This window comes from Cellulosimicrobium sp. BMG9.23 (assembly GCF_059159985.1).
In genome coordinates, this window is sequence record NZ_JBZGBZ010000001.1 from 418,423 (window position 1) to 442,239 (window position 23,817).

The 23,817-nt window shown below is 73.9% G+C and carries 20 protein-coding genes and 1 riboswitch; of the genes, 12 read left to right on the forward strand and 8 right to left on the reverse strand.

What is annotated here, in order from left to right; all coding sequences use genetic code 11:
- Positions 1-68 precede the first annotated feature (68 nt).
- On the forward strand, positions 69-2,792 hold the full coding sequence (locus AC4H2G_RS01755; protein WP_494364027.1) for a UvrD-helicase domain-containing protein: 2,724 nt from the start codon (positions 69-71) through the stop codon (positions 2,790-2,792).
- Between the two features lie 96 nt (positions 2,793-2,888).
- Here the strand turns inward: AC4H2G_RS01755 and AC4H2G_RS01760 are convergent, their stop codons facing one another.
- On the reverse strand, positions 2,889-3,458 hold the full coding sequence (locus tag AC4H2G_RS01760) for a Clp protease N-terminal domain-containing protein (protein WP_494364028.1): 570 nt from the start codon (positions 3,456-3,458) through the stop codon (positions 2,889-2,891).
- Positions 3,458-3,676: a helix-turn-helix domain-containing protein gene (locus AC4H2G_RS01765; protein WP_494364029.1), complete on the reverse strand. Its 219-nt coding sequence runs from the start codon at positions 3,674-3,676 to the stop codon at positions 3,458-3,460. The genes AC4H2G_RS01760 and AC4H2G_RS01765 overlap by 1 nt, the downstream gene beginning before the upstream one ends.
- Positions 3,677-3,887: 211 nt before the next feature.
- On the opposite strand from AC4H2G_RS01765, the gene AC4H2G_RS01770 reads away from it, so the two are divergent.
- From AC4H2G_RS01770 to sucD, 3 genes are all read left to right on the forward strand, one after another.
- Positions 3,888-5,501 carry an OmpA family protein gene (locus AC4H2G_RS01770; protein ID WP_494364030.1) on the forward strand — a complete coding sequence of 538 codons (1,614 nt, stop codon included), beginning with the start codon at positions 3,888-3,890 and terminating at the stop codon, positions 5,499-5,501.
- A 154-nt stretch (positions 5,502-5,655) separates the two neighbouring features.
- Positions 5,656-6,837 carry an ADP-forming succinate--CoA ligase subunit beta gene (sucC, locus tag AC4H2G_RS01775; protein WP_494364031.1) on the forward strand — a complete coding sequence of 394 codons (1,182 nt, stop codon included), beginning with the start codon at positions 5,656-5,658 and terminating at the stop codon, positions 6,835-6,837.
- Positions 6,838-6,875: 38 nt separating this feature from the next.
- The gene (gene sucD / locus AC4H2G_RS01780; protein ID WP_435738850.1) at positions 6,876-7,754 is read left to right on the forward strand and encodes a succinate--CoA ligase subunit alpha; all 879 of its coding nucleotides are present in this window, start codon (positions 6,876-6,878) and stop codon (positions 7,752-7,754) included.
- 120 nt (positions 7,755-7,874) lie between these two features.
- Here sucD and AC4H2G_RS01785 read toward each other — a convergent pair whose 3' ends face one another.
- Positions 7,875-8,918 (reverse strand): 1-acyl-sn-glycerol-3-phosphate acyltransferase, encoded by a 1,044-nt coding sequence (locus tag AC4H2G_RS01785; RefSeq protein ID WP_494364032.1) that lies wholly within the window; start codon positions 8,916-8,918, stop codon positions 7,875-7,877.
- Complete coding sequence (locus AC4H2G_RS01790; protein WP_494364033.1) at positions 8,915-9,793, reverse strand: patatin-like phospholipase family protein; 879 nt, start codon at positions 9,791-9,793, stop codon at positions 8,915-8,917. Before AC4H2G_RS01790 ends, AC4H2G_RS01785 begins: the two co-directional genes overlap by 4 nt.
- Before the next feature lie 120 nt (positions 9,794-9,913).
- Between AC4H2G_RS01790 and AC4H2G_RS01795 the strand changes: the two genes are divergently transcribed.
- A complete protein-coding gene (locus tag AC4H2G_RS01795) occupies positions 9,914-11,191 on the forward strand; it encodes a cell division protein PerM (protein WP_494364034.1) in 1,278 nt (425 codons plus the stop codon).
- Positions 11,192-11,253: 62 nt separating this feature from the next.
- Here the strand turns inward: AC4H2G_RS01795 and AC4H2G_RS01800 are convergent, their stop codons facing one another.
- Positions 11,254-11,820, reverse strand: coding sequence for a hypothetical protein (locus AC4H2G_RS01800; RefSeq protein WP_494364035.1), 567 nt, complete (start codon positions 11,818-11,820; stop codon positions 11,254-11,256).
- Between the two features lie 98 nt (positions 11,821-11,918).
- Here AC4H2G_RS01800 and purN point away from each other — a divergent pair, with 98 nt between their 5' ends.
- Both purN and AC4H2G_RS01810 read left to right on the forward strand, forming a co-directional pair.
- On the forward strand, positions 11,919-12,560 hold the full coding sequence (purN, locus tag AC4H2G_RS01805; protein WP_494364036.1) for a phosphoribosylglycinamide formyltransferase: 642 nt from the start codon (positions 11,919-11,921) through the stop codon (positions 12,558-12,560).
- A 41-nt stretch (positions 12,561-12,601) separates the two neighbouring features.
- Positions 12,602-13,339 carry a VOC family protein gene (locus tag AC4H2G_RS01810; RefSeq protein ID WP_494364037.1) on the forward strand — a complete coding sequence of 246 codons (738 nt, stop codon included), beginning with the start codon at positions 12,602-12,604 and terminating at the stop codon, positions 13,337-13,339.
- Positions 13,340-13,388: 49 nt separating this feature from the next.
- Here the strand turns inward: AC4H2G_RS01810 and AC4H2G_RS01815 are convergent, their stop codons facing one another.
- Positions 13,389-14,006 carry an ArsR/SmtB family transcription factor gene (locus AC4H2G_RS01815; protein ID WP_494364038.1) on the reverse strand — a complete coding sequence of 206 codons (618 nt, stop codon included), beginning with the start codon at positions 14,004-14,006 and terminating at the stop codon, positions 13,389-13,391.
- Between the two features lie 103 nt (positions 14,007-14,109).
- Between AC4H2G_RS01815 and AC4H2G_RS01820 the strand changes: the two genes are divergently transcribed.
- Both AC4H2G_RS01820 and purH read left to right on the forward strand, forming a co-directional pair.
- Positions 14,110-15,480: an MFS transporter gene (locus AC4H2G_RS01820; protein WP_494364039.1), complete on the forward strand. Its 1,371-nt coding sequence runs from the start codon at positions 14,110-14,112 to the stop codon at positions 15,478-15,480.
- Between the two features lie 3 nt (positions 15,481-15,483).
- Positions 15,484-15,572, forward strand: a riboswitch (ZMP/ZTP riboswitch).
- Positions 15,573-15,644: 72 nt separating this feature from the next.
- Positions 15,645-17,315 (forward strand): bifunctional phosphoribosylaminoimidazolecarboxamide formyltransferase/IMP cyclohydrolase, encoded by a 1,671-nt coding sequence (gene purH, locus AC4H2G_RS01825; protein ID WP_494364040.1) that lies wholly within the window; start codon positions 15,645-15,647, stop codon positions 17,313-17,315.
- A 34-nt stretch (positions 17,316-17,349) separates the two neighbouring features.
- On the opposite strand, the gene AC4H2G_RS01830 is transcribed toward purH, so the two are convergent.
- Positions 17,350-18,729: an NAD(P)/FAD-dependent oxidoreductase gene (locus AC4H2G_RS01830; protein WP_494364041.1), complete on the reverse strand. Its 1,380-nt coding sequence runs from the start codon at positions 18,727-18,729 to the stop codon at positions 17,350-17,352.
- A 54-nt stretch (positions 18,730-18,783) separates the two neighbouring features.
- On the opposite strand from AC4H2G_RS01830, the gene AC4H2G_RS01835 reads away from it, so the two are divergent.
- Positions 18,784-19,221 carry a DUF3017 domain-containing protein gene (locus tag AC4H2G_RS01835; RefSeq protein ID WP_494364042.1) on the forward strand — a complete coding sequence of 146 codons (438 nt, stop codon included), beginning with the start codon at positions 18,784-18,786 and terminating at the stop codon, positions 19,219-19,221.
- Between the two features lie 150 nt (positions 19,222-19,371).
- Here the strand turns inward: AC4H2G_RS01835 and AC4H2G_RS01840 are convergent, their stop codons facing one another.
- Positions 19,372-20,550, reverse strand: coding sequence for an aquaporin (locus AC4H2G_RS01840; RefSeq protein ID WP_494364043.1), 1,179 nt, complete (start codon positions 20,548-20,550; stop codon positions 19,372-19,374).
- A 386-nt stretch (positions 20,551-20,936) separates the two neighbouring features.
- Here AC4H2G_RS01840 and AC4H2G_RS01845 point away from each other — a divergent pair, with 386 nt between their 5' ends.
- Together AC4H2G_RS01845 and AC4H2G_RS01850 are read left to right on the forward strand one after the other, a co-directional pair.
- Positions 20,937-22,154 carry an NADP-dependent isocitrate dehydrogenase gene (locus AC4H2G_RS01845; protein ID WP_494364044.1) on the forward strand — a complete coding sequence of 406 codons (1,218 nt, stop codon included), beginning with the start codon at positions 20,937-20,939 and terminating at the stop codon, positions 22,152-22,154.
- A gap of 668 nt (positions 22,155-22,822) precedes the next feature.
- Positions 22,823-23,809, forward strand: coding sequence for a malate dehydrogenase (locus AC4H2G_RS01850; protein ID WP_494364045.1), 987 nt, complete (start codon positions 22,823-22,825; stop codon positions 23,807-23,809).
- The last annotated feature ends 8 nt before the right edge of the window (positions 23,810-23,817 follow it).

Below are 23,817 nucleotides of genomic sequence, written 5' to 3' on the forward strand. Positions count from 1 at the left end.
GCCGACGGCGAGACTCATCGGCGGGCGCGGCGCAGGGTGTGGGTGCGGGCGCCTAGGCTTGAGGGGCTATGGCTTCGCTCTTCGAGAACCTCCCGCTGCCCGGCCTCGACACGCTGTTCGACGGTCCGCGCGTCGACCACGGCGGCGAGGCTCGCCTGCCCGCCACCGCGCCGCGCTGGACCGACGACCCGGCGGCGCCTTCCGAGAGCCCGCAGGGGGAACCCGCGCGCCGCGGGCGCTACGCGCACATCGACCCCGACGCGCTGCTCGACGGCATGAACCCCCAGCAGCGCGAGGCTGTCGTGCACGCCGGCGGGCCGCTGCTCATCGTGGCCGGCGCCGGGTCGGGCAAGACCCGTGTCCTCACGCACCGGATCGCGCACCTCCTCGCGACGGGTCGCGCGCGCTCGGGGCAGATCCTCGCGATCACGTTCACCAACAAGGCCGCGGCGGAGATGCGCGAGCGCGTCGAGGCCCTCGTCGGGCCGGCCGCCCGGAGCATGTGGGTCTCGACGTTCCACTCCGCGTGCACGCGCATCCTGCGGCGCGAGGCGAAGACGCTCGGGCTGCGGTCGAGCTTCTCCATCTACGACGCCGCGGACTCCCAGCGGCTCATCACCCTCGTCACGCGTGAGCTGGACCTCGACCCGAAGAAGTACCCGGCGCGCTCGCTCGCGAACAAGATCTCCGACCTGAAGAACGAGCTCGTCGACCCGGAGACGTACGCGCGCGAGTCCGGGGCGCACGCGACGGCCGACGGGCTCGGGGCTCGCGCTGCGAACGTGCCCGAGTTCGACCAGGTCCTCGCCGACGTCTACACCCGGTACCAGGCACGCCTCGTCGCGGCGAGCGCGCTCGACTTCGACGACATCATCATGACCACCGTCAACCTTCTCCAGGCGTTCCCGGCCGTGGCCGAGCACTACCGTCGCCGGTTCCGACACGTGCTCGTCGACGAGTACCAGGACACCAACCACGCGCAGTACGTCCTCGTGCGCGAGCTCGCGGGCGTCGGCGAGGACTCGGCCGCGACGGATCCCGCGACGAGCGGCACGGGCGAGGCCCAGGTGCCCGCCCTCGACCCCGCCGAGCTCACCGTCGTCGGTGACGCCGACCAGTCGATCTACGCCTTCCGCGGCGCGACGATCCGCAACATCCTCGAGTTCGAGGCCGACTACCCCGACGCTCGCACGATCCTGCTCGAGCAGAACTACCGCTCGACGCAGAACATCCTCTCCGCGGCCAACGCCGTCATCGCGCGCAACCCCGACCGCAAGCCCAAGCGCCTGTGGACCGACTCCGGGGCCGGCGCGAAGATCATCGGCTACGTCGCGGACAACGAGCACGAGGAGGCGCGGTTCGTCGCCGAGGAGATCGACCGCCTCGGCGACACGGACGGCGTGCGGCCCGGCGACGTCGCGGTCTTCTACCGCACCAACGCCCAGTCCCGTGCGCTCGAGGAGGTGCTCATCCGCGTCGGCCTGCCGTACAAGGTCGTCGGCGGTACGCGCTTCTACGAGCGGCGCGAGGTCAAGGACGCCGTCGCCTACCTGCGGGCCATCGACAACCTCGACGACGACGTCAACCTGCGCCGCGTCCTCAACACCCCCAAGCGGGGCCTCGGCGACCGGGCCGAGGGCGCCGTCGCGGCGCTCGCGGACCGCGAGCGCATCTCGTTCGGCGCCGCGCTCGACCGGATCGACGAGATCCCCGGCCTGACCAACCGCACGCTCAACCCGCTGCGCGGCTTCGTCGAGCTCATGGCCGGGCTGCGCGAGCTCGCGGACTCCGGCGCGACGCCCGCCGACGTGCTCGGGGCCGTGCTCGACCGCTCGGGGTACCTCGCCGAGCTCCGCGCGAGCGACGACCCCCAGGACGCGACGCGCGTCGAGAACCTCGCCGAGCTGCACGCGGTCGCGACCGAGTTCACCGAGCTCGAGCCCGAGGGCACGCTGTCCGACTTCCTCGAGCGGGTGTCGCTCGTCGCCGACGCCGACCAGATCCCCGCCGACGACGCCGACGGTGAGGACCCGGCCGAGGAGAAGGTCGACCCCGGTGTCGTCACGCTCATGACCCTGCACACCGCCAAGGGCCTCGAGTTCCCCGTCGTGTTCCTCACCGGCATGGAGGACGGCACGTTCCCGCACATGCGGTCCCTGCACGACGACGCCGAGCTCTCCGAGGAGCGCCGCCTCGCCTACGTGGGCATCACCCGCGCGCGCGAGCGGCTCTACGTCTCGCGCTCGGCGGTCCGGTCGGCGTGGGGCATGGCGAACGAGTTCCCGCCCAGCCGGTTCCTCGAGGAGATCCCGGAGGAGCTGTGGGACTGGCGGCGACGGGAGTCGTCGATGGCGACGTTGCGCGCCGGGGGTTCCGTGTGGGGCCGCGGCTCGGGTGGCGGATACCGCGGCTCGTGGTCCGGGTCGGGTTCGCGCGCCGAGGGGGTCGATGCCGGATCTACCATCCGGAGCCCTCGTTCCTCGGGCTCCTCCCGCCAGGCCCACCACGATCCGGCATCGACCCCCTCGGCGCGCTCGTCGTTCGGATCGCCCGGGCGGTCGTCCGGGTCCGGTTCCTCATCGGGAGGGGCGACGTTCGGGTCGGCGACGCCGCGGCAGGACACCGACATCCCGAACCTGTCGCTGGGGGACAAGGTGACGCACGACGCGTACGGGCTCGGGACGGTCGTGGCGCTCGAGGGAGCGGGACCGAACGCCGTCGCGAAGATCGACTTCGGGGCGGACGGGACGAAGCGGCTGCTGCTGCGCTACTCACCCGTGACAAAGCTCTGAGCCGCTGGCCGGGTCTTTCGCGAGGGCTGCGGACTGCGACCGGTCGGGTCGACCGCCGGGTGTCCCGACGGCCCGCGTGACTCGCTCGCCGCGTGGTCAGGACGCGGCGCGGCCGCTGTCGCCCGACGAGCGTTCCCTGGCGATCGCCGCGCGCAGGGTGGCAGGGTTCGATCCCGCCGCGGTGAGTGCCGCCGTGAGGGTGCGGTGCGCCGTCGTGCCGTCCGCCCGCAGGAGCGCGAGGAGGACGTGGCCGGAGTCGATCGCGCGTGACCCCTCGTGGATCGCCTCGCGCAACGAGAGCTCCAGGGCCTTCTTCGCGTCCTTCGTGAAGGGGATGTGGCCGCGACGCCCGCCCCGGCCCGGTCGGTCGAGGGACCCCGGGCCGAACGCCGCGTCGGTGCGCGCGCGGACGGCGTCGAGATCGATCCCGAGGGCGGCGAGCGCGTCGGCGTCCAGCACGTCGCCGGTCTCCGCCGCCGCAGCGAGGCGCTCCAGGTCGGGGGCGCTCAACCCCGCCGCGGTGAGGGCGCGCGTCGCCGGGCCGTCCTGCGCGGCGAGCGCGAGGAGCAGGTGCACCGTGTCGATCGAGGCGGCGCCGCGGCGTCGGGCGACCTCTTGCGCGTCCACCACGGTCGCGCGGGCGTCGGACGAGAAGCGTTCGAACATCATGACCTCCGGTTGCGGGTCGACCCGTACTTCTTGTGGACCGCCTGGCGGCTGATGCCGAGGCGGTCGGAGATCTCCTGCCACGACCAGCCGAGCGCTCGGGCGTTCTCGACCTGCAGCGCCTCGAGCCGCTCCGCGAGGATGCGGAGCGAGTGCACGGCACGCAGTCCCACGTCCGGGTCCGTGCTGCTGGCGGCGTCCATGTCGACGGGATCCATAGCCGTCAATCTAAGTTGACGCCGACCATGTGTCAACCCTTGTTGACGCATCGTCGACGCCTTGTTCCGAGACGCGGACACGTCGACCGTCGCGTCGGCGTCCAGCTAGGGTCGTCCGGGCCGTGCGCGGCCCGGGTGGGCCGGACCGGCCGGCGCACCACGCTCGAGCGGCGGAGCCCGCGCGCAGCACGGACGACGAGGGGGCAGTGCCATGACGGGTATCGACCAGGGACGTGTCGACCGCGGAGATGTCGCCACGGAGGTCCGGCGAGGTGCTGGCGCGGTCGTCGCCGCGGGCCTCGTGGCCGTCCTTCTCGCCGCGTGCTCCGGGGGAGGCGGGGCGGAGGCTCCTGCCGAGCCGACCGGTGCGGAGAGCTCCGCGCTGTCGACCGACCCCGCTCCCGTCGTCGTGCCCGTGAACCTGTACGGGGCGGAGGCCGACGTCCGGGTCGGTCCCGTCGCGGTGCACGGCGACCTCGCCGTCCTGCGCATCGAGGTCGAGGCCACCGCCGGCGAGAGCCCGGTCATGCTCGGGTACGAGCTCGCCAACCGCACGCTGAGCCAGGACGACTCGTTCTCGGGCGTCCGGCTCGTCGACCTCGACGCCGGCACCGTCCGGGAAGCCGCGCACACGGCGTCCGGCGAGCCGGTCGGGGTCCTCGAAGGAGGGTGGCAGCTCGCCGCGGGGATGGAGCCGAGCGTGGGCTACGTCGCGTTCGACCCGCCGACGACCGCGACGACGGACGTCCTCGTCCCCTCCGTCGGCCTCGTCGAGGACGTGCCGGTGGTCGACGCCGAGGACGCGGGCGAGCTGACCGTCGCCCCCGCCGAGCTGAACGGGGGGCAGGGTGCTGAGATCGTCGCTCCCGTCGCGTTCCTCGAGTCCTACAGCACGCAGGCCTCCGGGGCGGTCCGCACGCGCCAGGACGACGAGACGGTGACGATGGCCGTCGACTCGGACGTGCTGTTCGCGGTCGACTCCGCCGACCTCGGAGCGGGTGCCGACGACGCCCTGGGCGTCGTCGCGGGCCAGGTGGCCCTCGCCGAAGGTGGCGAGCTCGTGGTCGTCGGCCACACCGACGACGTGGGCGACGAGGCCGCGAACCAGGAGCTCTCCGAGCGCCGGGCGCAGGCCGTGGCGGACCGCCTGGCGACGCTCGCCGACCTCGGCGCGCTCGACGTGGCCGTCGAGGGCAGGGGCGAGACCGAGCCCGTCGCCACGCAGTCCTCCGACGAGGCGCGGGCGCTCAACCGGCGGGTGACCGTCGAGTTCACGCCGGAGGCCCCGGAGCCCACCGCGCTCCCCGAGGAGGCGGAGCCCGGGTCTGCCCCCGCTGCCGAAGGGCCGACCGTCACCGGCCTGGGCTCGGCCACGCTCGACCACCCGGACGGCATCGGTGCGACGCAGCGCCTCGACGTCGAGCTCGTCGAGGTGCGCCGCGAGGGCGGCTACCTCGTGGGGGACCTCAGGGTGAGCAACGTCGGCACCGAGTACGCCACGCTGATCTCGGTGCTCGGCTCGACCTACGACGGCCGCGGCGACCTCACGGGCAACCACCTCGGTGCCGGCAACGTCACGCTGCTCGACGGCAGCACGCGCGTCTACCCCGCGGACTACCTCGTCGATCCCACGCTGTACACGGACGTGGTGCGCAACCCCCTCGCCGAGGCCATGGTCGGTTCTCTCGAACCGGGTCAAGGCACCGCGGTCACCGTCGTGTGGCCCGACACGGGTCACGACGTCGTCGTGGTCGACGTGCCCGACGCCACCGCCACGGACGGGAGCTCGCCCGTGCGGTTCGTCGAGGTGCCCGTCACCGGCTGAACCGACGTGACCAACGGAACACCGCAGGTCGGGCGCCGTTCGCCGGCGGGGGATAGGAGCCGTCGTCCCTGAGGGCTACCCTGTACGGGGATGTCTTGATGTCGAGACATCGGTCATGCCGCACACGGCGCATCAGACGGAAGGACGCAACAGGGTGGACCTGTTCGAATACCAGGCGCGTGACATCTTCGAGAAGCACGGCGTGCCCGTGCTGGGCGGGGTCGTCGCGACGACGCCGGACGAGGCCCGGGCGGGCGCCGAGGAACTGATGGGCGGCAGGCCCGACGGTGTCGTCGTCGTCAAGGCCCAGGTGAAGACCGGTGGCCGCGGCAAGGCGGGTGGCGTCAAGCTCGCCCGCTCGCCCGAGGAGGCGGCCGAGAAGGCGTCCGAGATCCTCGGCATGGACATCAAGGGCCACACGGTCCACCGCGTGATGATCGCCGCCGGCGCGAAGATCGCCGAGGAGTACTACTTCTCGGTCCTGCTCGACCGGGCGAACCGCTCGTACCTCGCGATGGCGAGCGTCGAGGGCGGCATGGAGATCGAGCAGCTCGCGGTCGAGCGCCCCGAGGCGCTCGCGCGTGTCGCGGTCGACCCGGTCGTCGGCATCGACGCGGCCAAGGCCGCGGAGATCGTCGAGGCGGCGGGCTTCGCCGCGGACGTCAAGGCCGCCGTGGCCGAGACGATCCAGAAGCTGTGGACGGTCTACCAGGCCGAGGACGCGACGCTCGTCGAGGTCAACCCCCTCGTCAAGACCGAGGACGGCCAGATCGTCGCGCTCGACGGCAAGGTCTCGCTCGACGAGAACGCCGGCTTCCGCCACGCGGACCACGCCGCGCTCGAGGACAAGGCCGCGGCCGACCCGCTCGAGGCGAAGGCCAAGGAGAACGACCTCAACTACGTCAAGCTCGACGGCGAGGTCGGCATCATCGGCAACGGCGCGGGCCTCGTGATGAGCACGCTCGACGTCGTCGCGTACGCCGGCGAGGCGCACGGCGGCGTGAAGCCGGCCAACTTCCTCGACATCGGCGGCGGCGCGTCCGCGGCCGTCATGGCGGCCGGTCTCGACGTCATCCTCAACGACCCGCAGGTCAAGAGCGTGTTCGTCAACGTTTTCGGCGGCATCACCGCGTGCGACGAGGTCGCCAACGGCATCGTCCAGGCGCTCGCCATCCTCGGCGACGAGGCGAACAAGCCGCTCGTCGTCCGCCTCGACGGCAACAACGTCGAGGAGGGGCGTCGCATCCTCGCGGAGGCGAACCACCCGCTCGTGACGCTGGCCGAGACGATGGACGGCGGCGCGGACGCCGCGGCGGCTGCCGCGAACGCCGCCTGAGCCCGCCCGAGACGACCCGAGAGAGAACAGACACAGACATGGCTATCTTCATCAACGAGGACTCCAAGGTCATCGTCCAGGGCATGACCGGCTCGGAGGGCATGAAGCACACGACGCGCATGCTCGCGTCGGGCACGAACGTCGTCGGCGGCGTGAACCCCCGCAAGGCGGGCCAGAGCGTCGAGTTCCCCGGTGACGTGACCGTCCCGGTGTTCGGCTCCGTCGCGGAGGCGATGAAGCAGACCGGCGCGGACGTGTCGGTCATCTTCGTCCCACCGGCCTTCACCAAGGCTGCCGTCGTCGAGGCGATCGACGCGCGCATGCCGCTCACGGTGATCATCACCGAGGGCGTCCCGGTCGCGGACTCCGCCGAGTTCTTCACGCTCGCCCAGCAGGCCGGCGTGCGTCTCATCGGCCCGAACTGCCCCGGCATCATCAGCCCCGGGAAGTCGAACGTCGGCATCATCCCGGCGAACATCACGGGCCCGGGCAAGATCGGCCTCGTGTCGAAGTCCGGCACGCTGACCTACCAGATGATGTACGAGCTGCGGGACTTCGGCTTCTCGACGGCCATCGGCATCGGTGGCGACCCGATCATCGGGACCACGCACATCGACGCGCTCGCCGCGTTCGAGGCGGACCCGGAGACCGAGGCCATCGTCATGATCGGCGAGATCGGCGGCGACGCCGAGGAGCGTGCCGCGGCCTTCATCCAGGAGAACGTCACGAAGCCGGTCGTCGGCTACGTCGCGGGCTTCACGGCGCCCGAGGGCAAGACGATGGGCCACGCGGGCGCCATCGTCTCCGGCTCGTCCGGCACCGCGCAGGCGAAGAAGGAGGCCCTCGAGGCCGCCGGGGTCAAGGTCGGCAAGACGCCGTCCGAGACCGCCGCGCTCATGCGCGAGATCCTCTCCTGACGTCGGGGCGCCCCGCGCCCCGACGGTCCACGACGCCCCGCTCCGCCTCGCCGGACGCGGGGCGTCGTCGTCCGGCGAGGCGGCGTCGTCGTGGCCTGCGCGCGGCCGGAGCCGCGCGGGTCAGCGGGCTCGAGCGGCGGGGGCGCCGGACGCGGCGAGCCATGCGTCCAGCCGCGCCCACTGCGCGTACAGCCACGCGGCACGCTCCTCGTCGCCCTCCGGGAGGTCCTCGCGCGCCGTCGACCACACCTTCATGGTGATGAGCTTGTCCATGGGCAGCTCGCGCCAGATGTCGCGCACGGTCACGAGGCGCTCCAGCCCCGTGTGCGCGACGACGGCGACCCCTGTCGCGGTGTCGGCGTCGAGAGCGGCGAGGAACCCGCCGACGTGCGGTGCCATGACGTGCGGCATCGCCGCCGCGCGGTCGGCGAGGGCATGGTCCCCGGCGGCGCGCAGCGCGGCGACCCGGGCCGCCCACCGCCGTGGCGTGACGTTGCCGCCCTCCGGGAAGAGCAGCACGGCGGCGCCGGCGGGCAGGTGGGCGGCGAGGCGTGCCACGGCGTCGCTGCCCGACGGCGCCCCCGCGGGTCTGCGCGAGCGTGGCACCACGAAGTGGGCGGGCAGGCGGTGCAGCAGCACGTCGATCGCCGGGTCCCACTGCAGCGTGTCCTTGAGCACGACGCGCGGCTCGCGCCGCACCCGGTTGAGGATCCGGTCCATGAGCACGAACGAGTCGCCGGGGCCCGCGTGCCGGCTGACCACGAGCACGGGCGCGCCGGCGAGCCCTCCGGCCTCGGACAGGTCCGTCTCGATGCGCAGGCGCAGCGTCCAGCGCACCTGCCAGAACAGCACCGCGAGCATCGCCCCGGCGAGCCGCACGTGGGCCCGGTGGAACGCCGGGCGCCGCAGCGCCCAGCCGAAGCCCGACGCGACCCACAGCGCGCCGAGCGCGACGACCGCGGCGGCGTCCCACAGGACGTAGAAGCACGCGATCCACAGCGCCCGCACCGTGCGCAGCCGCCCCGGCAGGGCCCAGCTCACGACCGCACCGACGAGGAGCACGAACAGCAGGCTCGTCGGCAGGAGCAGGACCGCGACGAGGACGACGGCCGGCGCCACGACGAGCCGGCGCACCCACCGCGGCGGCGGTGGCGGGACCTTCACCCGGCACCTCCGGGAACGGCGGCCGGATCGGCAGGGTCGGCAGGGTCGGCCGGGTCGAGGGCGTCGAGGTAGGCGCACGCGGCGATGTACGACGCACCGGCCCGAGCGCGCGTCGCGTCGAGCCGACGCGACGACGAGAGCCGATCGTCCCCGGGGAGCGGGCCGCCGCTGGGCAGGACGTGCACGGCGACACCGTCGGGCACGTCCTCGAGCTCGCGCGCGAACCGGTGCCGTCGGGAGATCTCGAACGTCACCTTCGCGACCTCGACCGCCGTGCGCGGTGGACTCAGCGGTTCCTCGATGCGCCCCACCTGCAGGACCCAGATCGTCGTCGCGCCCCGCCGGACGGCCTCGCCGAGCGGGATCGACGACACGACGCCGCCGTCCACGTAGTGCTCGCCGTCGATCAGGGTCGGGGGGAGCGCGCCCGGGACGGACGCCGACGCGAGCACGGCCTCCACCAGCGGGCCCTCGCTGAACCAGCGCTCGGCCGCGCGCTCGATCGACGCGGCGGCCACGACGAGCGGCACCTCCAGGTCGGCGAACGTCTCGCGCCCGCCGAGCACCTGGCGCAGGAGGGCGCGGAGCGGACCGGGACTCGCGAGATGAGTCCGCGTGCGCGCGAGCCGCTGCACCTGCCGGTACCACGCCTCGCCGTAGACCTGGGCCGCGGCCGGCGAGGACCACGCGGCCTCGAGCCGGTCGGCCACGCCGGGCGTCGGGTCGGCGGCGAGCGCCGCGCCGTTGATCGCGCCGATCGACGTCCCGACGACGAGGTCGGGGACGACGCCGCGCTCGAGCAGCGCGCGCACCATGCCGATCTGCACGGCACCCCGGACGCCACCGCCACCGAGCACGAACGCCGTCGTCGACATGGCGACGATCGTACGGAAGGGGGTGCCGTCGGGCGCGGGGGAGCAGACGGCGCGCCGGGTACGCTGGCGCGCCGGGGAGGTTCACCCGATGCACGCGCCCGATCGAGGACGATGAGGACCATGAGCACCACCAGCACGACCGGGACCCGCCCGCGCACCGTGGAGGGCGCCGCGCCCCCCGTGCCGGTCGCCCCGCGGCGCGCGGTCTCCGGTGTCGTCGCGGCGCTCCAGGCTCTCGTCCTGTCGCTCCTCGTCGTCGTCCTCCCCGGGCTGGCCGCCTTCGTCGCGGCGTCGACCGGGACGCCGTCCGACGGCTGGGGCCAGTCCGTGACCGTCGCCGCGGGACTGTGGCTGCTCGGTCACGGCGTGCCCCTCGTCGCGAGCGGAGCGACCGTCACCCTCGTCCCGCTGGGGATCACCGCGCTCGCGCTGTTCTGCTGCTTCGCGTCGGCCCGACGCTCCGCGCACACCACCCTGCCGGCGTGGGTCGCGGGCACCGTGACGTACGGGGTCGTGACGCTCGGCGTCGCGCTGCTCGCGGGGACCACCCCGGTGTGGGGCCTTCCCGTCGCACTCGTCGGGGGCGCGCTCGTCGGGGGCGTCGGTCTGGGGGCCGGGATGCTCGCGCGCCCCGACGCCCCGTTCGTCGGCGACCTCGGTCACCGGGCCGACGCGTGGCTCCCGTCGACGGTCCGGCTCGGTCTGCGCGGAGGGCTGCTCGGGGTGAGCCTCCTCGTCGGGCTCTCGGCGCTCGTCGTCGGAGCCTGGGTCGTCGCCGGACGGGCGACGTCGGGCGACATCGTCACGGGGCTCGCCCCGGGTCCTGTCGGCGGAGTCGTCCTGGCGGTGGCACAGCTCGCGGTGCTCCCGAACCTCGTGCTGTGGGCGGCCGCCTGGCTCGTCGGGCCGGGTTTCGCCGTCGGGGAGGGGAGCACGTTCGCCGCGTCCGGTTCTGAGCCGGGTGCGCTCCCCGCGATCCCGCTGCTCGGCGCGCTGCCCGGGGACGACTGGACCAACGCGCTGACGGCATGGCTGCCCGTGGTCGTCGTCGTGCTCGGGGTCGTGGCCGGCGCCTTCGTCGCACGCCGACTGCCGTACGCCACGGACCACGGGGACGGCGAGGTCCGTTGGTCGGACGTCGCGCTCGCCGTCGGCGGCGTCGCGGCGGCGGCCGGGCTGCTGCTCGGGGTCGGGACCTGGCTGGGCAGCGGCGCGGTCGGGCCGGGGCGATTCGCCGTCGTCGGGGCCGACGGCCTCCTCGTGGGTCTGCTCGCCGCGGCGGAGATCGGCGGGGGCGCGGCGCTGGCGATCGTGTGGACGAGGCTCGACCTGCTCGGGCGCCGTCACCCGGACCAGGACGACGACACCGACGACGCGGTCCACGGCACCGGGGCCTGACCACCCGGGCCGCGCGCGTCGCCCCCCGAGCACGAGGGCGCGGCGGGCTGGGCCGCCACGCGTCAGGGCTGCGGGACGAGCCCGTCCACCCAGCTCTCGATCCCCTGCAGCCGCGCGGTCTCGCACCGGTCCTCCGCGGCGACGGTGATCGCCCCGTCGAGGCACCGCTGGTGCTCCATGGCGACGTCCCACGTCAGGAGCACGCCCACGAGCTGGAACGTCAGCAGGACCGCGAGCCCGACGCCGATCGCGAGCGCGGGCACGAGCGCGCCCCGCACCCGGGCGCGCCACGTGGCGACGAGGGCCCGCACCCCGGCGACGATCGCCGCGACGGCGACCGCGAGGCTCACCATCTGCCACGGGAACGGCAGCGTGCTCAGGACCATGACGAGCAGCAGCAGGAGCCCGAAGTGCAGGACGCGGCGCGTCGCGAGGCGGGCGGCCTCGGGGTCGACCGGTGCCGGCTCGGGCGTCGGCCCCGGCGGCGGGACCGGGCCCGGTGCGCGCGGCGGGGCTCCGGGGTCGGGTGGCGGCGGAGCCGATCCTGCCCCGGGAGCAGACGGCGGCGCGTCGCCGGGTCCGGGACGCGGCGCGGCGTCCGGGCGGGGCGGTGCGTACGGGTTGCCCAAGGCGTCTCCTCGGTTGCGGGCGTGCTCGGGGTACATTCTCTCCCATCGGGCGGGCGGGTCGTGGACCCTCCACGCCCGCCGCCGACCCAGGGAGCACAGTGCAGACGCCGTCCGGCCACCTCGTCGAGTCCTCGTCCGCGGCGCGCGTCGTCGTCCTCGTGTCGGGGGCGGGCAGCAACCTCGCCGCGATCCTCGCGGCCCACGAGGACCCCGCCTACGGCGCGCGCGTCGTCGGCGTCGTCTCGGACAAGCCCTCCGCGGGAGGCCTCGACCTCGCGCGTGACGCCGGGGTCGCGGCCGTCGTCGTCGAGCCGGGCGACTTCCCGGACCGTGCCGCGTGGGACGCAGGCGTCGCGCAGGCGGTCGACGTGTTCCACCCGGACCTCGTCGTGCTCGCTGGTTTCATGCGGATCCTCGGGCCCGCGTTCGTCGGACGCTACGCCGGCCGCACGGTCAACACGCACCCCGCGCTGCTGCCGTCGTTCCCCGGAGCGCACGGCGTGCGCGACGCGCTCGCCTACGGCGTGAAGGTCACGGGGTGCACGGTCCACGTCGTCGACGACGGGGTCGACACCGGCCCGATCATCGCCCAGGCGGCCGTCCCCGTGGAGGACGGTGACGACGAGACGAGCCTGCACGAGCGCATCAAGGTCGCCGAGCGCGCGCTGCTCGTCGAGACCGTGGGACGTGTCGCGCGCGAGGGCCTGCGCGTCGAGGGGCGCCGCGCCGTCCTCGGATAAGACCCTGCGGGTCTCCGACCCGCTGGCATAGGGTCGCGCGCATGGGGTTGCGACTCGTCCAGGTGAACATCAGGGCGCGCGACGACGCGGCGATCGGCCGGTTCTGGGCCGACGCGCTCGGCTGGGGCGTCTCCAGCGAGGGTCCCGGTGTGACCAACGTCGAACCGGTGGGGTTCGACTGGCCGGACCCCTCCGCCGTCTGCGTCGACGTCGTCGCCGTCCCGGACCCCGAGAGGGTGCGCTACCGCACCCACCTCGACCTGGCCACGACCTCCGCGGCGCATCAGGAGGAGCTCGTCGCGCGGCTCGTGGGGCTCGGGGCGACGCCCGCCGACATCGACCAGGGCGACGTGCCGTGGACGGTCCTGGCCGACCCGGAGGGAAACCTGTTCTGCGTGCTGGAGCCCCGGCCGGTCTACCAGGACTCCGGGCCGGTCGCCGCGGTCGTGGTCGACTGCGCCGACCCGCGGTCCCTCGCGACGTTCTGGGGCGAGGCGACGGGCTGGGTCGTGCACGAGGTGAGCGACGGCGGGGCGCGCCTGCGGTCGGTCGAGGGCGTCGGGCCGTACCTGGAGCTCGTCCGCCGGCCCGACGCGACGTCCGCCCGGCACCGCACCCACATCGACCTCCTGCCGGGATCGGGCGACGACCAGGCGGCCGAGGTGGAACGGCTCCGGGCGCTGGGTGCCACCGACGCCGACGTCGGCCAGGGCGACGTGCCGTGGCGGTGCCTCGCCGACCCGGAGGGCAACGAGTTCTGCGTGCTCGGCGCCGGCTGACGCGACGTCCGGCACGAGCCGGCCACCCGTGCGCAGGAGCGCGATGCTCCTACGCTGCCGGGGGCGTGGGGGAGCTCTCGGGGCCGTCGCCGTCCTCGTGCTCCGGGGTCCCTTCGGTCCCCGGGACGGTCTGCGGTGCGAGGACCGCGAGCAGCTGGTACGTCTCGCGCCGTGCGTGCGGCGCGGAGCGTGCCGCCTCCAGCGACCGCTCCGACCACCGCTCGAGCACGTCCTGCAGCTCGACGACCATCGCGGACGCCTGGTCCTCGTCCAGGACGAACGTGCTCAGGGCGAGGATCCGGTCGTCGCGGGGGGAGCCGGACTCGTTCGCCCGGAGGAACGTCTCCTCGGCCCACCGGAGGGCCGGGACCACGACGTCGCGCATCGCCGCGGGCGTGCCCGGCTCGACCGCATAGCTCTTCGCGACGTTGGTCCAGACCCGGTCCCGGCGGTCGCGCGCGTGCTCCGGCGCCTCGACGATCATCCCGGCCTTCGCCAGGACGCGGAGGTGGAAGCTCACCGCGTTGGCGGGCTCGCCCGTCGCCCGGGCGAGGTCGGCGGCGCGCGCGTGGCCGAGCGCGGCGAGCTCGATGAGGATCCGCTGGCGCAGCGGGTGGGCGATCGCGCGCAGCGCCGCGGGGTCCTGGACGCGGAAGGTGTCGAGCACACGACGAGGCTAGCAACATCGCGATCTCCCGCACGCGCCGGTGCGCAACCAAAAGCGCGCAAGTGCTATTGCGCAATAAGTAGTGCGCAACTACTGTCCTGCCATGACCACGAACCAGGACCCGGGCCTCCGGGAGTTGCCGACCCTGACGACCGACCGCACCGACGTACCCGTCGCCGACACCCCTGCCCCGACCCGTCTCCTGCGCAACCGCTCCTACATGCTGCTCATGTCGGGCCTCACGACGGAGTCCATCGGGGCCGGGGTCGCGCTGTTCGCGGTGCCGCTCATCGCCTACGGGCTCACCGGGTCGGTCGTCCAGGCCGGCGTGGTGGCCGCCGTGGGCCAGCTCGGGGCGCTCCTCGCGACGCTGCCCGCCGGCGTCGTCGCGGACCGCGTCGACCGTCGCCGCCTCGTCGTGGGCGCCGCCGGCGTCGGCGCGGCGCTGTGGGCGACCGTCGCCGTCACGGCCGCGCTCGGGTCGCTGACGGCCTGGCACCTCGCAGCGGTGCTGTTCGGTGCCTCGGTGGTCGGCGCGCTCGTCGACCCCGCGACGAGCGGCGCGTTCCGCTCCGTGGTGCCCGTGCCGCAGCTGCCGACGGCGCTCGCCGCCGCGCAGGGCCGGGACGCCGTGTCGAGCCTCCTCGCCGGTCCGCTCGGGGGCCTGCTCTACGCCGTCGCGCACGCGGTACCGCTCGCCGCGGCGGCGATCGGGCACCTCGCGACCGCGGTGTGCACCTGGTTCGTGCGGGAGCCGCTCAACGGCGACGTCGCCGAGGCGCGCACGACCCGCCCGGTCGCCGCGCTGCGCGAAGGGCTGCGCTTCGTGTGGTCCGTGCCGCTCTTCCGTGCGCTCCTCGGGCTGTTCGTGGTCATCAACGTCGCGTTCGGCGGGCTCATGATCGGCATCAACCTCGAGCTCGTGCGGACGGGTACCGCGCCCGTCCTCATCGGCCTCGTGAACCTCGCCGTCGGGCTTGGTGTTCTCGTGGGCGCGGTCCTCGCCCCCCGCCTCGTGGCGCGGTTCCGCGCAGGGGCGCTCGTCGTCGTGGCGCTCGGGGTCCTCGCGGCCGGTGCCGTCGCGATGGCCGCGCTGCAGTCCTACGTCGCCTATCTCGTCGTGCTCCCGCCGGCGGTGCTGCTCGTCCCGGCGGTGAACGCGGGCCTGTCCGGCTACGCAGCAGCGATCACCCCGCCCCAGCTGCAGGGGCGGCTCGCCTCCGTCATCGGGCTCACGGGCCTTGCGGCCGGCCCGCTCGTCCCGCTGGTCGGCAGCGGCCTCCTCGACCGGTACGGGATCGGCGTCGCACTCTCCGTCCTCGCAGGGCTCCTCGTCGTCACGGTCGCCGTGCTGAGCACCGTGCGCTCGCTGTGGGGGGTCGGCACGCCGGACACCTGGGCGCAGGACGCGAGCGACCTCGCCGCGGCGGGTGAGCTTCCCGCGGAGCCGGAGCCCGCGGCGTCGGGCCGGTAGACTCGGTCCGGCCGCGACTGGCGAGGGTGGGAACGACCACCGGGGAGCGGCCGGATCTACCTGCTGGTGCGTCGACCGCCTGGGCGCCTGGGTTCTGCCACTCGGCACCGGTCCCGCACCCGCGGGACCCACGCACCGACCGCGACCCAGAGGAGCCCCTCGTCATGTCCGCACCCTCGGCCCCCGACGTCCAGCTCGCCGACGACGCGCAGCGCCCCGTGCGCCGCGCGCTCCTGAGCGTCTACGACAAGACCGGGCTCGTCGAGCTCGCCACCGCCCTGCACGCCGCGGGCGTGGAGCTCGTCTCGACCGGCTCGACCGCCGCCACGATCGGCGGTGCGGGCGTCCCCGTCACCCGGGTCGAGGACCTCACCGGCTTCCCCGAGTGCCTCGAGGGGCGCGTCAAGACGCTGCACCCGCGCGTGCACGCCGGCATCCTCGCGGACTCGCGCAAGCAGGACCACCTCGACCAGCTCGCCGGTCTCGAGATCGAGCCGTTCGAGCTCGTCGTCGTGAACCTCTACCCGTTCGCCGCGACCGTCGCGTCGGGGGCCGGGCCGGACGAGGTCGTCGAGCAGATCGACATCGGCGGCCCGTCCATGGTCCGCGCCGCCGCGAAGAACCACCCGAGCGTCGCGGTCGTCGTCGAGCCGGCCGCGTACGACGCCGTGATCGACGCCGTGCGCTCCGGCGGGTTCACCTACGCGCAGCGCAAGGCGCTCGCCGCCGCCGCGTTCGTGCACACGGCCACCTACGACGTCGCCGTCGCGTCCTGGATGGGCAACGTCGTCGCGCCCACCGACGAGGTCGTGCAGGCCGACGGGTCGACGACGTCCAGCGGGTTCCCGGCGTGGATCGGCGCGACCTGGGACCGGTCCGACGTCCTGCGCTACGGCGAGAACCCGCACCAGCGCGCGGCGCTCTACACGACCGGGTACGGACCGGCCGGTCTGGCCCAGGCGACGCAGCTCCACGGCAAGGCCATGAGCTACAACAACTACGTCGACGCCGACGCCGCGTGGCGTGCCGCGCACGACCACGCCGAGCCCGCCGTCGCGATCATCAAGCACGCGAACCCGTGCGGGATCGCCGTGGGGACGGACGTCGCGGACGCGCACGCCAAGGCGCACGCGACCGACCCCGTGTCGGCGTACGGCGGCGTCATCGCGGCCAACCGTGTCGTGACCCGCGCCGCGGCGGAGCAGATCGCCCCGGTGTTCACCGAGGTCGTCGTCGCCCCGGGCTTCGAGCCCGACGCGCTCGAGGTGCTCCAGGCGAAGAAGAACCTCCGCCTCCTCGTGGTCGACGGCGCGCCGTCCGCCACGGTGGAGACCCGCCCCGTCAGCGGCGGCCTCCTCGTGCAGGAGGTCGACCGCGTCGACGCGGTGGTCACCGACGCCGAGGGCGCGGTCACGGGCGGCGACGACCCACAGCACTGGACCCTCGTGACGGGCGACGCCGCCGACGCGGCGACGCTCGCCGACCTCGCGTTCGCCTGGCGTGCGGTGCGCGCGGCAAAGTCCAACGCGATCCTCCTCGCCGCGGACGGCGCCGCGGTGGGCGTCGGGATGGGACAGGTCAACCGCGTCGACTCGTGCCGTCTCGCGGTCGAGCGGGCGAACACCCTCGCGGACGGGCAGGAGCGGGCGCGGGGCGCCGTCGCGGCGTCCGACGCGTTCTTCCCCTTCGCCGACGGCCTCCAGATCCTGCTCGACGCCGGCGTCCGCGCCGTCGTCGCGCCGGGCGGGTCGATCCGTGACGCCGAGGTGATCGAGGCGGCGACCGCGGCCGGCGCGACGATGTACTTCACGGGCACGCGCCACTTCGCGCACTGAGCGCTCAGGGCGGCCCGGTCCCGCGCCGAGGCGTTCAGGGCGTCTCGGCGGCGAGGTCGCGCCAGCGCACGGACGGGTCCGTCGCCTGCTCGAGAACGAGCTCCGGTCGCGGCGTGCGGGTGAAGAGACGGCGGACCGCGCCGACGTCGCGCGGCGAGTCGACGAGCAGCACCGCGCGGACCCGCCGCACGGCCCGTCCGGGTCCATCGGCCCCGTCGTTCGTCCGGTGGGTCGTCGTGCCGTCGTCCGGCTCGACGTAGACGGCGGCCCAGGCACCGCGGCCCGTCGCGCCGCCGGTCGGTTCGCCGCGCAGGACGACCTCGTCCTCCGGTGCGGGGATGCCGAAGAGCGCCAGGTCGTGGCCGAGCTGCTGGGAGAAGACGTACGGCGCGTGCGGCGGGGCGCCGTCGGCGTCGATCCCCAGGAGTGCGCGGGCCGTGGGCTCCGGATCGTGGAGCGCCGCGGACCAGTGCCCGCCCGGCACCGGCCCGAGCGCCGGGTGGTCGCGCGTCGCGCAGTCTCCCACCGCCCACAGCCCCGGCACGTCGCGGACGGCGCCCGTCGCGTCGACGGGGAGCGCGCCCCGCGCGTCGCGCGGCAGCACGCCGTCGAGCCACGCCGTCGCGGGCCGCGCACCGACGGCCGCGAGCACGACGTCAGCCGGCACCTGCACGCCGTCGGCGAGCCGGACGCCGTCGGGGCGGACCTCGACGACCGGCGTGCCGGTCACGAGGCGGGCGCCCGCGTCGGCGTACCAGCGCGCGAGGTGGGTGCCCACGGTGGGCCCGAGCTGCCGCTCGAGCGGCGTGGAGCCGGCCTCGACGACCGTCACGTCGGCGCCCGCCCCGGCGGCCACTCCCGCGATCTCGGCACCGATCCAGCCGGCACCGACGACCGCAAGGCGCAGCCCGGGCGCGACACGCTCGCGCAGAGCCGCCGCGTCGGCCGCCGTGTGCAGCACGCTCGCGCTCTCCCAGCCGAGCGGACGGACCGGCTCGGACCCGACCGCGAGCACCACCGCGTCGGCGCGCACGACGTCCCCCGACCGGGTGGTGACCGCGAAGCTGCGCGCGTCGCCGTCGGGCAGCGCGAGCCGGACCGCCGGGTCGGCGAGCCGCAGGTCGTCGACGAGCGTGTCGACGTCGATCCCCAGGTCCTCGGCCAGCCAGGCAGGACCGGGGCGGGTCAGGAGCTCCTTGGACAGCGGCGGCCGGTCGTACGGGGGCACGCCCTCGGCCCCGACCAGGGTGAGGGTCCCGTCGAAGCCGAGCTGCCGCAACGCCGCGACCGTGCGGGCACCCGCCAGCCCGGCACCCACCACGATGACGGACGACGGGACGGACGACGGGACGCTCCGGAGCGCGGGCTCGGGCGCGGGTGACGACGAGGGGACCGGGCGCGCGGGGGACGGCATGAACGCCACGCTAGGCCACGACGGTAGGCTTCCGGACGTGGAACGGGCACGAGCGTGAGCGACGTCACCGCGCACGGCGCGGTGCCCCATCGTCCTCGCGCGTCGATCGTCCCGTCGTGGCACCACGTGCACGACGACGGGCAGCAGGGCGGCGCCGGTCCGGCGCCCGACCGGGGCGGGGACGAGACGCCTGCAGGGCCGCCCGTGCCGGAGCCCACCGTGAGCCTCGCGCCGTCGCGGCAGCCCGCGATGTGGCTCGTCCTCCTCGGCGTCGGCCTCGCCACCGCCGTGGCCCTGCTCGTCGACGCGCGGGCCGCGAGCCTCGTCCTGTCAGGCGTCCTCGCCCTCGCCGGGGTGTGCAGGGCGTTGATCCCCGGCCCGGGCCCCGTGGGGATCACGGTCCGGTCGCGCGGTCTCGACACGTTCTTCTTCCTCGCGCCGGCAGTGGTCATCGCGTTCCTCGCGTTCGCACCGGGCGTGAAGCCCGAGTGAGGCGTGAACCCTGACCGAAGGGGTGAGGACGGCCGACGGCGTGGGCCTGGGCAGGAGATGCGACGGTCGGACCCGCGGCGCAAGGGTTCCCCACGCACGCGGGGCCCGGTCCGTCGCAACGGACCGGGCCCCGCGTCGTCGTGCCGGGTGTCAGTGCTTCGGGGCCGGGGTGTCGTCGTCACCCTCGGCCGCGGGGCGGCCGGTCTGCGGGTTCTCGACCTCGTCGACCACCTCGGAGCGCTCGGTGGCCTCGGGAGCGGCTGCCGTCGGAGCGGTCGCCGCGGGTGCGGCGGTCGCCGGCTCGGAGACGGACGGGACGGTCGTCGCCGCGTCGTCCGTGGCCGGCGACGACGTCGCGCCTCCGACGGCCGCACCGGTGGTGACGCCTGCCGTGGTGCCGGTGGGCGCCGCGAGGGGCTCGACGTCGGTCTCCTCGGTCGTCACGAGCTGGTCCTCGCCGAGGAGGTCGTCCTGCGCCGGAGCGAACGCGAAGGCGCGGTAGAACAGGCCGGCGATCGCCGCACCGAGGAGCGGGGCGACCCAGAACAGCCAGAGCTGGCTCAGCGCCCAGTCGCCGCCGAACACGGCCGAGACGGTCGAGCGAGCAGGGTTGAGCGAGGCGTTGGTGAACGGCGCCGCGATGAGGAGGAGTGCCGCGAGAGCGAGACCGATCGCGATCGGGGCGACCGTGCTGCGCGTGCGGTTGTCCGTGACGCCGAGGATGACGCCGACGAGCACGGCGGTCGTGACGACCTCCACGAGCAGGGCAGCAGCGAGGCCGACCGTCACCTCGACGCCGGCCGCGGCGAACGTGGACGTCAGGGGGGAGTGCGCGTCGAAGCCGTTGGCGGTCGTGCGGAAGAGCGCCGCCGTCGTCGCCTCGTCGATGAGGGTGTTCTGCTGCAGCACCTCGAGCGAGGACCGCGGGATCGTCGCGAGGAGCACGAGACCGGCGAGCACGGCACCGACGACCTGGGCCAGCCAGTAGGGGAGCACGTCGCGCCACGCCGTCCGGCCACCGATCGCGGCACCGAGCGTCACGGCCGGGTTGAAGTGCCCGCCCGAGACGTGACCGACCGCGGCGATCGAGGCGAGCAGCGCGACGCCGCCGGCGAACGCGACGGAGAGCACGAGGTTGCCGTTGAAGAACCGGGCCCACATCGCCACGCCGACGATCGCGAGGACGAGGAAGAACGTGCCGAAGACCTCGGCGCCGAGGCGCGCGAGGAGGCCGGGCTGGACGACCGCGACGGACTCGGTCCGCTCGACGGTGACGTCCTCGACGACGGGTCCGCCCGTTGAACCGGGAGCGGTGGTGTCCTGGGACATGATGTTCCTGTCTTGTCGGAGTCGGGATGACGGCACGATGCCGGGCAGAATCCGGCATCTGTGCGCATCCTGCCACCGTTACCAGGACATCGGGTGGAGATCGGCCAGGAGAGGGCTGAGAGGCGGCCGGTGTCTCAGTGGGCGGGACAGGTCGGGTCGGTGCTCGGACGTGCTGTCGGTCGTACGCCGGCCCTCTCGCCGGCCCTCTCGCCCGCCGGCTCGGCCGTCGGGCAAAGTATCTTGATATCGAGAAGTCGAGTATCCTGGACGGCGGTCAGCAAACGCCCTCGCGTGCGACGGACAACCGACCGACGGTCCTCGACGGACCCGTCAGGTGGCCGTCCGGTCCGGGGGCACCAGTCCCCGACAGTTGGAGCGATCTGCGCATGGGCAAGATCAAGGTCGTCAACCCGGTCGTCGAGCTCGACGGCGACGAGATGACGCGCATCATCTGGCAGTTCATCAAGGACCGCCTCATCCACCCGTACCTCGACGTCGACCTGAAGTACTTCGACCTCTCGATCCAGAACCGCGACGCCACCGACGACCAGGTGACGATCGACGCGGCGAACGCGATCAAGCAGTACAACGTCGGCGTCAAGTGCGCGACGATCACGCCGGACGAGGCGCGCGTCGAGGAGTTCGGCCTCAAGAAGATGTGGGTCTCCCCGAACGGGACCATCCGCAACATCCTCGGCGGCGTCGTCTTCCGCGAGCCGATCATCATCTCCAACATCCCGCGCCTCGTGCCGGGCTGGAACAAGCCGATCATCATCGGCCGTCACGCCCACGGCGACCAGTACAAGTCGACGAACTTCAAGGTCCCGGGCGCCGGCAAGATCACGATGACGTTCGAGCCGGCCGACGGCTCCGAGCCGCAGAAGTTCGACGTCGTGACGATGCCCGAGGAGGGCGGCGTCGCGATGGGCATGTACAACTTCAACGAGTCGATCCGCGACTTCGCGCGCGCCTCGTTCGCGTACGGCCTCCAGCGCAGCTACCCCGTGTACCTCTCCACGAAGAACACGATCCTCAAGGCCTACGACGGCCAGTTCAAGGACCTGTTCCAGGAGGTCTTCGACGCCGAGTTCGCCGAGCAGTTCGCAGCCGCCGGCCTCACGTACGAGCACCGCCTCATCGACGACATGGTCGCCTCGGCCATGAAGTGGGAGGGCGGCTACGTCTGGGCCTGCAAGAACTACGACGGCGACGTCCAGTCCGACACCGTCGCGCAGGGCTTCGGCTCGCTCGGCCTCATGACGTCCGTCCTCATGACGCCCGACGGCCAGACCGTCGAGGCCGAGGCCGCGCACGGCACCGTGACGCGTCACTACCGCCAGCACCAGCAGGGCAAGCCGACGTCGACCAACCCCATCGCGTCGATCTTCGCGTGGACCCGCGGCCTCATGCACCGCGGCAAGCTCGACGGCACCCCCGAGGTCACCGAGTTCGCGCAGACGCTCGAGGACGTCGTCGTCAAGACCGTCGAGTCCGGCCAGATGACGAAGGACCTCGCGCTCCTCGTCGGCCCGGACCAGGCGTGGCTCACGACCGAGGACTTCCTCGCCGCGCTCGACGAGAACCTCAAGGCGCGCCTGGGCTGACCCGCCCTGCACGCGTCTCGACGGCGACGCTCCCTTCCGGGGAGCGTCGCCGTTCGTCGTCCTGGTCGCCTTTCGCGGGGCTCTCCGAGGAGGAGGGCGCGGGTCTACCATCCGCAGGCTCGTTCCTCGCCTGCTCCCGCCAGACCCACCACGACCCGCGCCCTCCTCCTCTCCGGCCCCGCTCCGCGGCGAGGTCACCACGCGAGCCGCGTGGCCGCCGTCGGGCAACGCCACGGAAGTTGTTAGCACCTGGCCGGTCCATCGGGCCTCGGAACGCTGACGACTTGTGGGCCGCGAAAGCTGTCAGCACGGCACCGGTCGACGGGGCCGTCATGCGCTGACACGGCACGACGCCGGACAGGTGGGTCGGGCGCAAACGGAACCGGTGACCAGGGTGGGACGACGCCGGACGGGGCGGGTTGCGTGCGAAGGGCGTCAGAGCCGCGCTCCTCAGGGGCGAGCAGAGAGACCAGGGCGACGGCGCGGCAGCCCGAGCACGCAAGCCGACCCGGCCACCCAAGCCCACACGCGCCGTCGGCCCCGCACGCAAGCCGCCCCGGCCACCCAAGCCCACACGCGCCGTCGGCCCCGCACGCAAGCCGCCCCGGCCACCCAGCCCGACCATGCGCCGGACGGAACCCCCGGGTGCGTTGTGGGAGAGTGAGCGCATGACTTCCCCCGTGAACGTGACGGTGACCGGCGCGGCCGGTCAGATCGGTTACGCGCTGCTGTTCCGCATCGCGTCGGGCCAGATGCTCGGCCCCGACACCCCCGTGCGCCTGCGCCTCCTGGAGATCCCGCAGGGCGTCAAGGCGGCCGAGGGCACCGCGATGGAGCTCGACGACTGCGCGTTCCCGCTGCTCGCCGGGATCGACATCTTCGACGACCCGACGGCGGCCTTCGAGGGCACGAACGTCGCGCTGCTCGTCGGTGCGCGCCCGCGCGGCCCGGGCATGGAGCGTGGCGACCTGCTCGAGGCGAACGGCGGGATCTTCAAGCCCCAGGGCCAGGCGATCAACGCGGGCGCGGCGGACGACGTGCGCGTGCTCGTCGTGGGGAACCCGGCGAACACCAACGCGCTCATCGCGGCGTCGAACGCGCCCGACGTGCCGAAGGACCGCTTCACCGCGATGACGCGACTGGACCACAACCGCGCGCTGACGCAGGTCGCGAAGCGCGCCGGGGTGCCCGTCTCCGAGGTCCGCAAGGTGACGATCTGGGGCAACCACTCCGCGACGCAGTACCCGGACCTCTTCCACGCCGACGTCGCGGGCGCGCCCGGTGCGCAGCTCGCCGAGGACCAGGCCTGGCTCCAGCAGGAGTTCATCCCGACGGTCGCCAAGCGCGGTGCGGCGATCATCGACGCGCGCGGTGCGTCGTCGGCGGCCTCGGCGGCGAACGCGGCGATCGACCACGTGCACGACTGGGTGCTCGGCACGCCCGAGGGTGACTGGACGAGCGCGGGGGTGGTCTCGGACGGCTCGTACGGCGTCCCGGCCGGTCTCATCTCGTCGTTCCCCGTGGTCTCGCGCGGCGGAGCGTGGGAGATCGTGCAGGGCCTGGAGGTCTCCGACTTCTCGCGGGGTCGGATCGACGCATCGGTCGCGGAGCTCCAGGAGGAGCGGCAGGCCGTCTCGGAGCTCGGGCTGGTCTGACACGCGGA

Bases quoted from the DNA above. Each gene is read 5' to 3' on its own strand.
- AC4H2G_RS01755 (WP_494364027.1), top strand. From the start codon at position 69: ATGGCTTCGCTCTTCGAGAACCTCCCGCTGCCCGGCCTCGACACGCTG.
- AC4H2G_RS01760 (WP_494364028.1), bottom strand. From the start codon at position 3,458: ATGTTCGAACGCTTCTCGTCCGACGCCCGCGCGACCGTGGTGGACGCG.
- AC4H2G_RS01765 (WP_494364029.1), bottom strand. From the start codon at position 3,676: ATGGATCCCGTCGACATGGACGCCGCCAGCAGCACGGACCCGGACGTG.
- AC4H2G_RS01770 (WP_494364030.1), top strand. From the start codon at position 3,888: ATGACGGGTATCGACCAGGGACGTGTCGACCGCGGAGATGTCGCCACG.
- sucD (WP_435738850.1), top strand. From the start codon at position 6,876: ATGGCTATCTTCATCAACGAGGACTCCAAGGTCATCGTCCAGGGCATG.
- AC4H2G_RS01790 (WP_494364033.1), bottom strand. From the start codon at position 9,793: ATGTCGACGACGGCGTTCGTGCTCGGTGGCGGTGGCGTCCGGGGTGCC.
- AC4H2G_RS01795 (WP_494364034.1), top strand. From the start codon at position 9,914: ATGAGCACCACCAGCACGACCGGGACCCGCCCGCGCACCGTGGAGGGC.
- AC4H2G_RS01810 (WP_494364037.1), top strand. From the start codon at position 12,602: ATGGGGTTGCGACTCGTCCAGGTGAACATCAGGGCGCGCGACGACGCG.
- AC4H2G_RS01820 (WP_494364039.1), top strand. From the start codon at position 14,110: ATGACCACGAACCAGGACCCGGGCCTCCGGGAGTTGCCGACCCTGACG.
- purH (WP_494364040.1), top strand. From the start codon at position 15,645: ATGTCCGCACCCTCGGCCCCCGACGTCCAGCTCGCCGACGACGCGCAG.
- AC4H2G_RS01830 (WP_494364041.1), bottom strand. From the start codon at position 18,729: ATGCCGTCCCCCGCGCGCCCGGTCCCCTCGTCGTCACCCGCGCCCGAG.
- AC4H2G_RS01840 (WP_494364043.1), bottom strand. From the start codon at position 20,550: ATGTCCCAGGACACCACCGCTCCCGGTTCAACGGGCGGACCCGTCGTC.
- AC4H2G_RS01845 (WP_494364044.1), top strand. From the start codon at position 20,937: ATGGGCAAGATCAAGGTCGTCAACCCGGTCGTCGAGCTCGACGGCGAC.
- AC4H2G_RS01850 (WP_494364045.1), top strand. From the start codon at position 22,823: ATGACTTCCCCCGTGAACGTGACGGTGACCGGCGCGGCCGGTCAGATC.